At 58.9% G+C, this 14,251-nt stretch carries 11 protein-coding genes; 5 read left to right on the forward strand and 6 right to left on the reverse strand.

All coding sequences use genetic code 11. The features are described 5' to 3' along the window. Positions 1-67 precede the first annotated feature (67 nt). The 4 genes from WA367_RS14910 to WA367_RS14925 all read right to left on the reverse strand — a co-directional run bounded on the left by WA367_RS14910 (position 68) and on the right by WA367_RS14925 (position 7,325). Complete coding sequence (locus WA367_RS14910; protein WP_336057565.1) at positions 68-388, reverse strand: lysozyme inhibitor LprI family protein; 321 nt, start codon at positions 386-388, stop codon at positions 68-70. 115 nt (positions 389-503) lie between these two features. Further along, positions 504-1,283 (reverse strand): N-acyl amino acid synthase FeeM domain-containing protein, encoded by a 780-nt coding sequence (locus tag WA367_RS14915; protein ID WP_336057566.1) that lies wholly within the window; start codon positions 1,281-1,283, stop codon positions 504-506. A gap of 169 nt (positions 1,284-1,452) precedes the next feature. After that, positions 1,453-3,759 carry a putative bifunctional diguanylate cyclase/phosphodiesterase gene (locus WA367_RS14920; RefSeq protein WP_336057567.1) on the reverse strand — a complete coding sequence of 769 codons (2,307 nt, stop codon included), beginning with the start codon at positions 3,757-3,759 and terminating at the stop codon, positions 1,453-1,455. Between the two features lie 89 nt (positions 3,760-3,848). Next, positions 3,849-7,325: an indolepyruvate ferredoxin oxidoreductase family protein gene (locus tag WA367_RS14925; protein WP_336057568.1), complete on the reverse strand. Its 3,477-nt coding sequence runs from the start codon at positions 7,323-7,325 to the stop codon at positions 3,849-3,851. 446 nt (positions 7,326-7,771) lie between these two features. Between WA367_RS14925 and WA367_RS14930 the strand changes: the two genes are divergently transcribed. Together WA367_RS14930 and WA367_RS14935 are read left to right on the forward strand one after the other, a co-directional pair. Continuing rightward, entirely contained in the window at positions 7,772-8,347 is a 576-nt protein-coding gene (locus WA367_RS14930; protein ID WP_336057569.1) for a TRAP transporter small permease subunit, read from the forward strand. After that, positions 8,347-9,738: a TRAP transporter large permease gene (locus WA367_RS14935; RefSeq protein ID WP_336057570.1), complete on the forward strand. Its 1,392-nt coding sequence runs from the start codon at positions 8,347-8,349 to the stop codon at positions 9,736-9,738. Before WA367_RS14930 ends, WA367_RS14935 begins: the two co-directional genes overlap by 1 nt. 74 nt (positions 9,739-9,812) lie before the next feature. Here WA367_RS14935 and xylA read toward each other — a convergent pair whose 3' ends face one another. Both xylA and xylB read right to left on the reverse strand, forming a co-directional pair. Next, entirely contained in the window at positions 9,813-11,123 is a 1,311-nt protein-coding gene (gene xylA, locus WA367_RS14940; RefSeq protein WP_336057571.1) for a xylose isomerase, read from the reverse strand. Then, positions 11,120-12,574 carry a xylulokinase gene (xylB, locus tag WA367_RS14945; RefSeq protein WP_336057572.1) on the reverse strand — a complete coding sequence of 485 codons (1,455 nt, stop codon included), beginning with the start codon at positions 12,572-12,574 and terminating at the stop codon, positions 11,120-11,122. The genes xylA and xylB overlap by 4 nt, the downstream gene beginning before the upstream one ends. Positions 12,575-12,644: 70 nt before the next feature. Between xylB and WA367_RS14950 the strand changes: the two genes are divergently transcribed. The 3 genes from WA367_RS14950 to WA367_RS14960 all read left to right on the forward strand — a co-directional run bounded on the left by WA367_RS14950 (position 12,645) and on the right by WA367_RS14960 (position 14,249). Then, a complete protein-coding gene (locus WA367_RS14950) occupies positions 12,645-12,779 on the forward strand; it encodes a hypothetical protein (RefSeq protein WP_336057573.1) in 135 nt (44 codons plus the stop codon). Positions 12,780-12,790: 11 nt separating this feature from the next. Continuing rightward, positions 12,791-13,765, forward strand: coding sequence for a 2-hydroxyacid dehydrogenase (locus WA367_RS14955; protein ID WP_336057574.1), 975 nt, complete (start codon positions 12,791-12,793; stop codon positions 13,763-13,765). A gap of 100 nt (positions 13,766-13,865) precedes the next feature. Next, positions 13,866-14,249 carry a hypothetical protein gene (locus WA367_RS14960; RefSeq protein ID WP_336057575.1) on the forward strand — a complete coding sequence of 128 codons (384 nt, stop codon included), beginning with the start codon at positions 13,866-13,868 and terminating at the stop codon, positions 14,247-14,249. The last annotated feature ends 2 nt before the right edge of the window (positions 14,250-14,251 follow it).

Genomic DNA, 14,251 nt, shown 5'->3' on the forward strand with positions numbered 1-14,251 from the left:
ATCAGCTTATGCGATTCTGATCATCTAAGGGAGGGTGAAGCAGTTTCACGCCAAGCGAATGAAATGCCTAACTTGCCCGCTGAAAGGTGTTGAGGCGCATGCGCTGGAAATCGTAAGCATCAATGATGCACTCGAAACTGCTGCCGCAACGGTCACGCCGTAGCAAAAACTCCCGCTGCATGCGCTGGAGCCTGGCCCGCCCCACCCGGTCCGTTAGTGAGCGGGTGCGGAAATACATGGAGGAAACCTGCTCATCAAGGCGCGCAAGGCCGGGGTTGTTGCAAATTGTGGCCTCTGTTGGCGTCAGCCGTGCCGAACAGCTGAAGGACTGGGCCGATGCCGAGCCGGTAACAGCGAGCCCCAAGAGTGCAGCCAGAAACAGTCGCATGCGCCCCTCCCGCTGGCAGCTTACAAGGTGGCACCAGCATGATCTTGCCGCGAGTTGACCATGTGCACAACCCCTGTGCGCAACCGACGACCGCTTGCAAGCACACGATATCGGATCAGGCAGCGTTCAGCTGGTACTTCGCGGTCGGCAATACGGTAAGCGGCGTGGAGGTACCCGGCTCACGTGGCGCGAACAACATTTTCTGCTCCGCGCGCGTTGAGAGGAAGAACGGGAAGCGTGTCACGATCGGCCCGAATTCCTTGGCGCAGACCCCTCCATACAGCATCAGGGGAATGCTGATCGGCGGATAGCTGCGTGGCGGCGCCATTTCCCGCGCCCCGAAGATCCGGCGATAAAAGGCCGTATGCTCCTGCCGGATAAGACAGGCGCAATAGGTGGAGCGGAACCAGGAATAGCCGACAATCACAAGCCGCAGCGCCACATAGGGCAATACTCGGAAGTCCTTGTTCAGCTCGGGATCGGCCGCGAACATGGAGGGGTTGATGCAGCTTGCCCCCTGCTCGATCAGCGGCATCATCACATCACCAAATCCCTTGGTGACCGGTCCATGTGGGTTATCGCGATCAATCTGGTGCAGACGAACGGTCGCCACGAGCCGGTTGTCGATGAAGATGCCGAAGCAGTGGCTGTTGGGCAGTTCGTCCAGGCTATCCTTGACCATGCGCGCATTTGAATCGGTTACGAATCCATGCGGCCGATAAGCCTTGTAGCGCAGGCGATAGATAGCCTCGAGATCTTCCCCGGTCTCGCAGCGCCTGTACTCGGTGCGCTCAAGAAGCTTGAGCACATTGCCAACCAGAGCCGAGTTGCCCGGGCTTGGCCGACCGCCGCTATTGCCGATTGAATCTCTTGTCGTGGAAATGTGAATTCCCATACCCCGACCCCCGTCGCTATCTGAATCCTATGCCAAAGAGCGAAAGAGGCAAGCCATTTTCGCGTTAAACGAGTTTACCTTGCGTTAAGGTTAATATTTCGTTCACGAGGCTTTGGATAGAGACGGCACGCAGTGCGGTCAATGAAGCGGTGGTTGAGATGAAAATCGGTCAGGCGCGCGCTGGCAGAAGCGCCTTTTGCAGTTCGCTGCCAAGCGCCCAGCTCGACTGGGACATGGTCTTGATACCCGAAGCGCTCAGTGCCGAGCCGAAGAGGAAGCCCTGTACCAGATCAGGCTGTACAGCAACGGAAAGCGTCTTCAACTGGCCGAAGGTTTCGACACCCTCGACAGTGATCGCCAGGCCAAGATTGCGCGACAGCTCCACAACACCGGTGATCAGCTTGAGCGAACGCTCGTCAGTAGTGATGTCAGCAACAAAGCTGCCATCGATCTTGACCTTGTCAAGCGGCAGCGTGTGCAGATAGCTCAGGCTTGAATAGCCGGTGCCGAAATCGTCCAGCGCAATGCTGACGCCCAACCCCTTCAATGCCTGCAGATATTCACGCGTGGCCTGCTGATCATCCAGCAATGCCGTTTCGGTGACTTCAATCTCCAGTCGAGCAGGATCAAGGCCTGTCGCCTCCAGGACTTGGCGTACCTTGTCGACCACGGTGGGATCGTGAAAATCCTTGGCGGACAGATTGACCGAAACACGCAGATGGTCGGGCCAGGTGGCGCATTCGCGGCAGGATGTGTCGAGCACCATTGCGGTGATGTCGGAGACAATGCCCATTTCTTCGGCAAGCGGAATGAAGATGGCTGGCGAGATTGGCCCAAGCTCGGGATGGTGCCAACGGCAAAGCGCCTCACTGCCCGCGATCTGCATGGTGTGCATATCCACGATGGGCTGAAAAACGACGCGCAGAGCCCGCGTCTCAATCGCATTGCGCAAATCTGCCTTCAGCGTCTGGCGGTTGCGGAAAGCCGCATCCATCTCCTGCTCGAACAGGCGCCAGCCGTTCTTTCCAAGATCCTTCGCCTGGTAGAGTGCGAGATCGGCCTTTACGGTCAGCTCATCAACAGTCGCGTCACTGGCCCGCGAAATGGCCGCGCCGCAGCTGGCCTGCACGCGAAGCATATGACCGGTCACATCAACTTCGCCGTTGAGATGCTCGAGAATGGCCTCCATCCGCATGGAGAGATCTTCACGACCATCCAGACGATCGAAATAGATCATGAACTCGTCACCGCCAAAACGGCTGACGCGGACGTCATCGCCAGCGATTTCGGAAAGGCGCTCGCCGACGGCATAGATCAGGCCGTCACCGACCGGATGGCCCAGCGTGTCATTGATGGACTTGAAATCATCAAGATCGAAAACCGCCAGTGCGCAGTAACGCTTCTGATCGCCCGACTGCATCAGATCGCTGACGAGCTCATGGAAATATGCCCGGTTGGGCAGACCGGTGAGATTGTCATAGCGGGCCATGAACCGGATTTTCTCTTCCGCCTGAATGCGACTGGTGACCTCTTCGAAGGTCACAACTCCCAGTTCATCACGTCCCTCACGCGCAGAAAATTCCAGATGGCGCCCATCCAGCAAACGCAGCAGAACCTTTCGATTGCGCCCTTCTCTGAGTGCCGATGCCAATTGCACCTGTGCGTTACGGCATTCCTTCCGATCAAGAAGCCCGGCAGCCACACCGCGCGCTAGAAGCGCCTGGAGGCTGCGCCCTACAGCCTGGTCGGTGGACTGAAACCCGAGCGTTTCCACGGCCTGAGCATTGGCAACAACCACGCGTCCATTGGCGTCGAACATGATGAGCCCGTGCGACATGGTGTTGAGGGCACGGTTGAAGCGGTGGGCGAGGCGCGAGGAGCGCACCTGCTCACTGATGGCCGTGAAGAGCACCTCGCGCACGAGGCGTGCCATCTTCATGACGACCATCATGAAAGGTGCAATGAACATGCCCAGGATGAAATGATAAATGTCGCCCTTGAGCACGAGAGCGATTGAAATGGGCGCCACGACGGTCAATGTCAGGATCGACACCATGCGCGGCGAGCCGTAATTGCGACCGGCAATGGTAATCGTGCCGCAAAGCACGGCCGATACGGCAGCAAGCTCGGAAAAGGGGTCCTGACTCCAGTAAACGGCAAAGAAGCCAAAGCTCCCCACTACCAGGCCGTGAACCGCACCCCAGATGATGTAGCGCTGCTCCCAGTGAAGCGCGGACGGATAGTCGGAGATGAGCGCGTGATCGACGCGCGTGATCAGGAAATAGCGAGCAAAACCGGCGAAAAGCATCAGCGCGCCCATCACAAGATGAGCGGTCATACCCGTCTTTACGTAAAGTAGTACGGCAATCGCAGCAAAACAGGCTGCGCCAAGCGGCAGCACGCCCACATCCTGAAAGAGCGAGCGGATATAACCGACATAGACGTCTTCAGGTATATAGCTTTTCTGCTTCTTCACTGCCCGTCCCCATTGACGAGCAGAGCATTACACAACCGAATTAAGAAAGGTTTAGTGCCCGAATCGCCGTTAAAACCTTTCTAACAGTCTTATTCGGCGGCGTGGAGAACCGGATCGGGATCATTTTGCTTCAGTCTTTCCACAAGACGTGCACGTTCCGCCTGCGCCCGCTCCACATGCGCTTCCTTCACATGCCCATAGCCGCGGATAAGCTCCGGAACTGCCGCGAGCGCCGCAGCTGCATCAAGCCTGGAGGCTGAGAGCTCTCGCTCGATGAGGTCCAGATCGGCTTCATATTCGGCAAGCAGGCGACGCTCCATCTTGCGCTCGGCCGTGTGACCGAACGGATCAAGTGCCGTACCGCGCAGCTTGCGGAAGCGCGCGAGCACGCCGAAAGCCCTCATCATCCATTGTCCGTAGCGGGCCTTTTTCAGATGCCCCTCATGGTCTCGCTTGGCCAGAAGCGGCGGCGCGAGATGGAACTCGAGGCTCTCATAGCTCTCGAATGCACCCTCGAGCTGCTTCTTGAAGCTGCCGTCGGTGTAGAGGCGCGCGACCTCATATTCATCCTTGATGGCCATGAGCTTGAACAGATTGCGCGCAGCATGCTCGGTAACACGCGTGGAGCCAGGAACAGCGCGATCCTCCGCCTGTCGCAACTGCTCGATGCGCTGACGGTACCGCTCAGCATAGGCAGCGTCCTGATAGTCGGTGAGGAATTCAACGCGACGCGCAATGATATCCTCAAGGCTCGTGGCAATCTCGCGACCGGCGGCCGGTGCGGCATCTGCCACCAGTTTGCGCACATGCTCCGGGTCGTGCGCCGCGCGACGCCCCCAGCGGAACGCAGCGATATTCATGGACACTGCCTGTCCGTTGAGGTGAATGGCTTTCTCGATGGCTTCGTCCGAAACCGGAATGCCGCCAAGCTGGTATGCCATGCCGAGCATGAACATGTTGGCACCAATGGAATTGCCAAGAAGTACGGTCGCCGTGCGCGTTGCATCAAAGAAATGCGCATGTCCTTCACCGGCCGCCTCGCGCACGGCCTTTTTCAGCCGCTCAACAGGCAGCGAGAAGTCGGCGGAACGTGCAAAGTCGCCGGGCATGACTTCGGCCGTATTGGCTACGAAAAGCGTGTGATCGTGCCGCACCGCAGCCAATACCTTGCGCGCGCCCGAAACGACGAGATCGCAGCCAAGCACGAGATCAGCCTTGCCTGCGGGAACGCGGATGGAGTGTACATCGGCAGGCGTCTTTGCGATTTTCAGATGCGAGAATACCGCGCCACCCTTCTGGGCAAGGCCAGCCATGTCGATGATGCCGGCACCCTTGCCTTCCATGTGCGCGGCCATGCCGAGAATGGCACCGATGGTAACGACACCCGTGCCGCCAATACCATCGACGACACCGGCCCAACCGCCCACACCCAGTGGCATGATTTTCGCAGGCGGCACACCATCAAGCGGATCGCTGCCATTGGTGGCACCCTTCACCTTCTTCAGCTTGCCGCCATGCACGGTGACAAAGGACGGACAGAAGCCATTGACGCACGAGAAATCCTTGTTGCAGCTCGATTGATCGATCGTGCGCTTGCGGCCGAATTCGGTTTCCACCGGCTGCACCGAGACGCAATTGGATTTGACGCCGCAGTCGCCGCAGCCTTCGCAGACGAGTTCGTTGATGATGACGCGCTTGTCCGGATCTGGAAACGTGCCCCGCTTGCGACGACGGCGCTTTTCAGCCGCGCAGGTCTGATCATAGAGCAGGACCGTGACGCCCTTTTCCTCGCGCAGCTCTCGCTGCACCTGGTCCAGATCATCCCGGTGGTGGATGGTGGAGCCGGCAGGGAAACTGATCTTGCCCTCATACTTTTCCGGTTCATCGGAAACGACGGCGATACGCTTGACGCCTTCCGCACGCACCTGGGCGGCGATCATGTCCACGGTCAGGCCGCCTTCATGGGGCTGTCCGCCGGTCATGGCGACTGCATCATTATAGAGGATCTTGTAGGTGACGTTCAGCCCAGCCGCGACCGCCGCACGCAGCGCCAGCGAGCCGGAATGGTTGTAGGTGCCGTCACCGAGGTTCTGGAAGAAATGCTCGCGCTTGGTGAAAGGCGCCTGCCCGATGAACTGCGCGCCTTCGCCACCCATGGCCGTAAAGCCGATTGTGCCCCGCTCCATCCACAGCGCCATGAAGTGGCAGCCGATGCCGCCGCCGGCAATGGAGCCTTCCGGCAGATTGGTGGACGTGTTGTGCGGGCAACCGGAGCAGAAATGCGGACGACGCAAAGCCACGTCCTGCGTGTCGGCCAGCATCGCCTGGAACTGACGCAGCTTCGACACGCGTGCAGCGATCTCTTCGGAATGGCCCATATGCTTGAGAATGCGCTCGCCGATTGTGATGGCGATATGGTTGATGTCGAGCGAGCCCATCGGCGAGAAAAGCCGCTCGTCGCGCTCGTCCTTCTTGCCGATGATGATTGGCTGATTGGCGGTGCCGTACAGGTTCTCGCGAAGCTGAACCTCGACCAGCGAGCGCTTTTCCTCAACCACAATGACCATATCGAGGCCCTGGATGAACTGCGCCATGTGCTGGTAGTCGAAGGGCCATGGGGCCGCGACCTTGAAGAGGCGCAGGCCAATCGTGTTCGCGCGCTCCTCGTCAATGCCCAGCTCATCCAGCGCCTGGCGCACATCCAGAAAGCTGGTTCCAAGTGTGATGATGCCGATCTTGGCGTTGCGCCCGCCTGAGTAGACCATGCGGTTGAGGCCATTGGCCGTAATGAAGGCTGCGGCCGCCTCACGCTTGTAGTCATGAAGCCGCTGCTCCTGGCCAAGCATGTTCACTTCGTGACGGATGTTCAGCCCACCCTCAGGCATATCCACATCCGGAAGTACGATGTTCAACCGCTCCATGGCGACATCAACGGAAGCGGTGGACTCGATATTGTCCTTCACGCATTTGATAGCCGTCCAGGTGCCGGCAAAGCGCGACAGCGCATAGCCATAAAGACCGTAATCGATCAGCTCCTGCACGCCGGCAGGATTGAGGATTGGCACCATTGCATCGACAAAGGCGAATTCGCTGGAATTGGCAACGGTGGACGACTCCGCCGTGTGGTCGTCACCCATCAATGCGAGAACGCCGCCATGCTTCGACGACCCGGCCGCATTGGCGTGGCGGAAGACGTCGCCGGTGCGGTCTACGCCCGGACCCTTGCCGTACCACAGCGCGAAGACGCCGTCGTATTTGCCCTCGCCCAGAAGCTCGGTCTGCTGTGAGCCCCAACACGCCGTTGCAGCGAGCTCTTCATTAAGACCCGGCTGAAAGACGACATCACGCTCGCCAAGTTCCTTGCGTGCTTTCCAAAGCTGCTGATCGAAGCCGCCGAGAGGAGAACCGCGATAGCCTGAGACGAAGCCGGCCGTATTCAGCCCTGCCTGGCGATCACGCTCGCGCTGCATGAGCAACATTCGGATGACCGCCTGCGACCCTGAAACGTAGATGCGTTCCTTGGTTAGATCATATTTGTCATCAAGCGACACGTCGTGCAGCGTCATGAATTCTATCCTCCTCTGCAGCCTCCCATGCTCCTCTTTAGAAGGCTGCAGGGTAAAGTTTTCTCCTGCATTCGTTGCAGGTCAAACCTTTTCGAACGCTTTGAAAAAACAGCAAGAGCATGCCTCGCACAGGCTATGTTACGGCAATATTATTAGCTTTAACCCAGCCAAGCGGAACGAATGTAACAGCAGGATCGAACGGGGTTTTCAGCCCTAGCCGACAGGTCACCCACTCTTTTTGGAACGCAATTGTGCCAACTCTCCCGGATTTTGTGATTCAGACAACTTTTGCCATCCTCTCAAAGCTGGTAAGTACGCCCGCCCGCTATCCGTTCAGAGGTGGATGGTGATGTGGCAAAAACCACCTGCTTTCCGGGAATCGGGGAGAATGATGATGATCGCAGACATGCCGCATAAAAGACGGCTGTGCGACGGGGGGAGTTGAAATGCGAATACTCGCATTGCTCGTCCGCTTGATAAGCGGATTGAATGCCTTGATCGGCAATATTTTCTCATGGCTGGCACTGGCCATCGTGCTCGTCTGCTTCACGGTCGTCGTGCAGCGATATGTCTTCTCCACCAGCTTCGTGTGGATGCAGGACCTCTATATCTGGCTGAACGGTGCCATGTTCACGGCGGTGGCAGGCTTCGCCCTGCTGCGCAATGACCATGTACGCGTCGACATCTTCTATCGGCCGGCCAGCAACCGGAACAAGGCGATTGTCGACCTGATCGGCGTTGTCTTCTTTCTCCTGCCATTCTGCTGGATTGTTGCCTATTATGGCTGGTCCTTCGTTTCCCGCTCCTGGCGCTTGAGCGAAGCGTCCGCCAATGTCGGTGGCATGCCAGGGCTGTTCATCCTGAAGAGCTTCATCATCGCCTTTGCCGTTCTTGTCGCCCTGCAGGGCATCGCCATGGCAATGCGCTCCATCCTGGTGCTTGCGGGGCAGGAAGAGCTTCTGCCCGAAAAGCTGCGCTATGAGCGTCAGGAAACTTTTGAAGAACACACGGCAGGTACGTGATGGATCCGATCATTCTGGGTGAATTCCTGTCGGGGATCATGTTCTTCGGCATTATTGGCATGCTGCTTCTGGGCTTTCCCGTGGCCTTCACGCTTGCTGGCGTATCGCTGATGTTCGGCGCGGTCGGCATGTGGTTCGGCGTCTTCGACCCGTCCAATTTCGGCAGCCTCGCCAACCGCTATATCGGCTTCATGACCAATGAAGTCCTGGTTGCGGTACCGCTCTTCATTTTCATGGGCGTGGTGCTGGAGCGCTCCAAGATCGCCGAGCAGCTCCTCCTGACCATGGGCAAGCTGTTTGGAAATCTGCGCGGTGGCCTCGGCATGTCCGTCATCATCGTGGGTGCGCTTTTGGCAGCATCCACGGGCGTTGTCGGCGCAACCGTGGTGACCATGGGCCTCATCTCCCTGCCTGCGATGCTGCGCGCCAATTACGATCCGCGGTTAGCATCCGGCGTTATCTGTGCATCCGGCACGCTTGGCCAGATCATCCCGCCCTCCACCGTCCTCATCTTCATGGGAGACATGCTGTCGGGCATCAATTCGCAGGTGCAGATGGCCAAGGGCAATTTCGCGCCCGTACCCGTTTCGGTAGGGGATCTCTTCGCCGGAGCCCTGTTGCCCGGCGTGCTCCTGGTCGGCCTCTATCTCGCCTGGACCATCTTCAAGGCCTTCACAGATCCCGAATCCTGCCCGGCAACACCGGTGCCGCCAGAAGAGGAAAAGGCACTGCTGGGAGAGGTCTTCACCGCTCTCCTGCCTCCGCTGCTTCTGATAATGGCGGTTCTCGGCTCGATCCTCGGCGGCATCGCAACGCCGACCGAAGCAGCCTCTGTCGGTGCCGTGGGCGCAATGGTGCTGGCCGCGCTGCGCTGGCGCCTCTCCTTCACCATGATGCGTGAGGCGGTGATCTCGACCGCCACCATCACCTGCATGGTCTTCATCATCCTGTTTGGCGCGTCGGTCTTCTCGATCGTCTTCCGCCTGATGGGTGGCGACAATCTCGTTCACGAGTTCCTGTCGAACCTGCCGGGTGGAACCCTGATGGCAGTGGCCGTGGTCATGGCAATCATGTTCCTGCTGGGCTTTATCCTGGACACCTTCGAGATCATCTTCATCGTGATCCCGATCACAGCTCCCATCCTGCTCGCACTCGATGTCGACCCCGTGTGGCTCGGCGTGTTGGTGGGCGTGAACCTGCAGACGAGCTTCCTCACCCCGCCGTTCGGATTTGCGCTCTTCTATCTGCGCGGCGTGGCGCCGAACTCGGTGTCAACGTCGATGATCTACAAGGGCGTCATCCCCTTCGTGTTCCTGCAGCTTACGGCCATAGCCATCATGTTCGCTTTCCCCGAAATCGCGACATGGCTACCGCGGGCGATCTACAACTAGGCAAACCGCCTGACGACCAAAGAAAAGCCCGGGATGGCCGCACCATCCCGGGCTTTTTTTTCAAGTTCAACCACTCACACGTAGCGATTGACGATGTTCTCCAGGCGCTCCTGGCGTCCGGAGCGGGGCTGCGGGTTGAGGTTCTCGCGTTCGACGCGCTCCGCGATCTCTTCCAAGCTGCGTTCGCCTTTAAGCATGGCCTTGCTTTCTGGCTCGTTCCAGCCGGCATAGCGCTCGTCGAGCGGGTTGGAGAGTGCGCCGTCCTCGATCATCTTGGCTGCCGCCTTCAACCCGCGCGCGCAGACATCCATACCGCCCACATGGGCCGCAATGAGGTCCACCGGATCAAGTGACTGGCGGCGCAGCTTGGCGTCGAAATTCGTGCCGCCCGTAGTGAAGCCGCCATGGGCAAGGATCTGGTAATAGGCGAGCGCAACTTCGGGCACATTGTTGGGGAACTGATCGGTGTCCCAACCGGATTGATAGTCGTTTCGGTTCACGTCGATGGAGCCGAGAATGCCGAGCGCGCCGGCAAGAGCCAGCTCATGCTCGAAGGAATGCCCGGCAAGAATGGCGTGCCCCTGCTCGATATTCACCTTCACCTCGTTCTCGAGGCCATAGCGCTTGAGGAAGCCATAAACCGTGGCGACGTCGAAGTCATACTGGTGCTTGGTCGGTTCCTGCGGCTTGGGCTCGACAAGGATCGCGCCTTCAAAGCCGATCTTGTGCTTGTAGTCGACAACCATGGAGAGGAAGCGGCCAAGCTGGTCGAGTTCGCGGCCCATATCGGTGTTGAGCAGCGTCTCGTAGCCTTCGCGACCGCCCCAGAGAACATAGTTCTCGCCGCCCAGCCGCTTGGTAACATCCATGCAGGCCTTCACCGTGGCCGCCGCATAGGCGAAAACATCCGGGTCTGGATTGGTGGCGGCACCCGCCATGTAGCGGCGGTTGGAGAAGAGGTTGGCGGTACCCCAGAGAAGCTTCGGCCCACCGGCTTCCATCTTGCCTTGGAAATGATCCGCGATCTCGTTGAGGCGCTTCACGCTTTCCGAATAGGTCTCGCCTTCCGGACGCACGTCGTGATCGTGGAAGGTGTAGAAGGGCGCACCCAGAATATCGAACATCTCGAAGGCCACATCGGCCTTGAGGCGCGCCAGATCCATCGTCTCGCCAAACCACGGGCGCTCGAAGGTCTGCCCACCGAAGGGATCGTTACCCGGCCACACGAAATTGTGCCAGTAGCAAACGGCAAAGCGCAGATGCTCTTCCATGCGCTTTCCCAGGACGATTTCGTCTGGATTGTAGTGGCGGAAGGCCAGCTCATTGTCGCTGTCGGGGCCTTCATATTTGATGGGCCCGATATCGCCGAAAAATCCGGTGCTCATTGTTCTACTCCTCGAAGGGCTGGATAAAGCGCGCGATAGCGCAGATAGGCATTTTCGAATGCATCGGTCAGAGCCTCATCAGGCTCGATGGTCTCCGTGATGACGGGCGGCTGGCAGACCGAAAGAGCATCACCACCATTCGCGGCAATCAGGCCCAATCTGGCCGCTCCGAATGCTGCACCGAAATCTCCTTCGGCCGGGATATCGAGCTCTATCTGCAGAGCGGTGGCGATTGCCTTCAGCCAGTAGCGTGAACGGGAGCCACCCCCGATGGCCGTAGCCCGCGTGAGCGTCGTGCCTGCCGCTTTGAGTGCTTCCAGATTGTCTCGGAATGCGAAGGCCACGCCTTCGAGCACCGCCTGCGTCAGTGCAGCGGCATCATCCTGATGGGAAAGGCCGCAGAAGCCGCCGCGGATGGCCGCATCGTTGTGGGGTGTGCGTTCGCCGGAGAGATAAGGAACGAATGTGGCCCTGCCCGGCGCCTTAAGGTTCTCGCCTAGCGCTGCCGTCAGTTCTCCAGCGGAGCGACCGGTGATGCCCGAGAGCCAGTTGAGCGAATCCGTCGCCGAGAGGATGACGCCCATCTGGTGCCAGGTACCAGGTAGTGCATGGCAGAATGTATGCACTGCACTTTCAGGATTGGGAAGATAGGCTTCATTGGCTGCAAATAGCACGCCCGACGTTCCAAGCGAAAGGAAGGCCGAGCCCGGCGCCACCGTTCCAGCACCGCAAGCAGATGCTGCATTATCGCCGGCTCCACCGGCGACAACCGGGGCATTGTCAAAACCGAAGCGTTCGCACAATTCGCGACGGAGGCTGCCCGACACTTCCGTCCCTTCGACCAGGCGTGGCATGTGGCTTTCGTCAAGAGCAGTCGCGGCAAGAAGAGAGGCGTCCCACCGACGCTTCTCAACATCAAGCCAGGCCGTTCCGGCTGCATCGGACATCTCCGAGACATGTTCGCCCGTGAGCCAAAGCCGCAGATAATCCTTCGGCAGAAGCACCTTTCGCGTGGCTGCGAAGATGTCTGGCTCATTGGATTTTACCCAGGCAAGCTTGGGAGCTGTGAAGCCGGGAAACACGATATTGCCGGTGAGCTTGCGGAACTTGGGGTCAGCGTCCAGCGCCGCTGCTTCGACGTGAGAACGCGTGTCGTTCCAAAGAATGCAGGGGCGCAACGGCTTGTCAGACGCATCAAGCAGAGTTGCACCGTGCATCTGACCGGAAAGGCCGATCCCGCTCACCTTGCCCATTTCGGCAGGATGAGACTTCTTCAGTTCGCTTAGTGCCTCCGCTGTCGCATCCAGCCAATCCTGCGGGTTCTGCTCCGACCAGCCGGAATGGGGACGCGAAACTTCAAGCGGGGCATTGGCCGAACCGACAATCTTCTGCGCGTCGTCGATCAGCAGCGCCTTTACCCCGGATGTGCCGAGGTCCAGCCCGATATACATATATTCCTCCCAGGCTCGCGACGATTGCGAGTTGAGGCCCGATTATTTTTTTCGAGTCTCGAAACAAATAATGCACAAGCTGAATGTATACGCAATGGCCAGGCGTGATTTCGTGATCTGGCAGCGTACCAATCGCCAGCTTGCAGCCCTTTCCATCCTCGGTGCGCCCGCCTATCGTAAGCGCCAGCTTTGCAATCACGGATGAGGGAGGGGCAGATGGCCGATATTCAGGATGTGCATGTTCTGGTAGTGGGCAATCTCCATGAGCACGCGGTGAAGCGGCTGGAGGAGAACTTCCAGGTCACTCGCCTTTCCAAGGCCGATGCTTCAGCGCTGCCCCCGGATGACGCACAGAATTTCCGGGCCATCGCCGCATCTGGCGCCGTTGACGCGGCCTTCATCGATGCCTTGCCTAATCTGGAAATCATCGCGAATTTCGGCGTGGGTTACGATGCAGTGGATGCGGGCCACGCGGGCAAGAAGGGCGTCATGGTCACCAACACCCCCGATGTGCTGACCGAGGAGGTCGCCGACACGGCCATCGGCCTGCTCATCAACGCGACGCGCGAATTGCCGAAGGCGGAGAACTACCTGCGCGCCGGAAAATGGAAGAGCGATGGCGCATATCCGCTCACGCGCGGCAGCCTGAGAGGGCGCAAGGTCGGCATATTCGGCATGGGGCGGATCGGCCTTGCCATTGCCCGCCGTATTGAGGCATTCGGTCTGCCGGTCAGCTATTTCAACCGTAGCAGGGTCGATGGCGTATCCTATGAATACCATGGCTCGCTGCTCGAGCTCGCCGGGGCAGTGGATACATTGATTTCAGTCGCACCGGGAACACCTCAGACGGCCAAGGCTGTCAACGCCGATGTGCTGAAGGCGCTCGGACCGGATGGCATTTTCGTCAATATCGGGCGCGGAAGCACGGTGGATGAGGAAGCTCTGGCTCAAGCCTTGAAGAGCGGGACCATCATGGCTGCCGGTCTGGACGTTTTCGCTGACGAACCAAATGTGCCGCAAGCACTTCTTGAATGCGAGAATGCTTCCCTGCTGCCCCATGTTGGCTCGGCTTCGCAGCACACCCGCCGCGCGATGGCGGACCTTGTGGCGCAGAATGTGATCAGCTGGTTTGGCGAAGGAAAGGCGGTTACACCCGTGTCCGAGACACGACATGTGACATCAGGCCGCTGAACTTGATTAAGAATTGGTTGCGGCTGCCAAGATTTCGTTAACTTTTCCTGCACCATAGTTGGAACTGATTTGGAAGCGAGGCCCAACTATGAAGATCTTGATGACCGGAATCCTCCTTGCCGGCCTTGTTGGTGCAGCGCCGCTTGTGCTTTCGGCCGCCGAGGACGACAGTGCTGCTGATATCGTAGCCGCAAAGGGCGAGGTCACGCAGTATCGGCTGAGCGTTGCCGGACATGACGAAACCTGCACCATCTCTGCCGGGAACCCTACACAGGATAGCCATGCCGTGAGCATGAACGGCAATTGCTCGTCCGCGGTTCCAGCCCTGAAGAAAGTGCGTTACTGGCGCAAGGACGGCGCCGGCGATCTGGTGCTTGCTGCCGACAGCGGCGAAGTGGTTGCCAAGTTTTTTGCGGCGGACGGTGTAGCCTATGAATCGCTCAAGCCGATGTCGCCCATGATGGCCCTGACTGCGGAGCAATAATC

Source organism: Nitratireductor sp. CH_MIT9313-5 (genome assembly GCF_037029545.1).
Classification (GTDB): domain Bacteria; phylum Pseudomonadota; class Alphaproteobacteria; order Rhizobiales; family Rhizobiaceae; genus Chelativorans.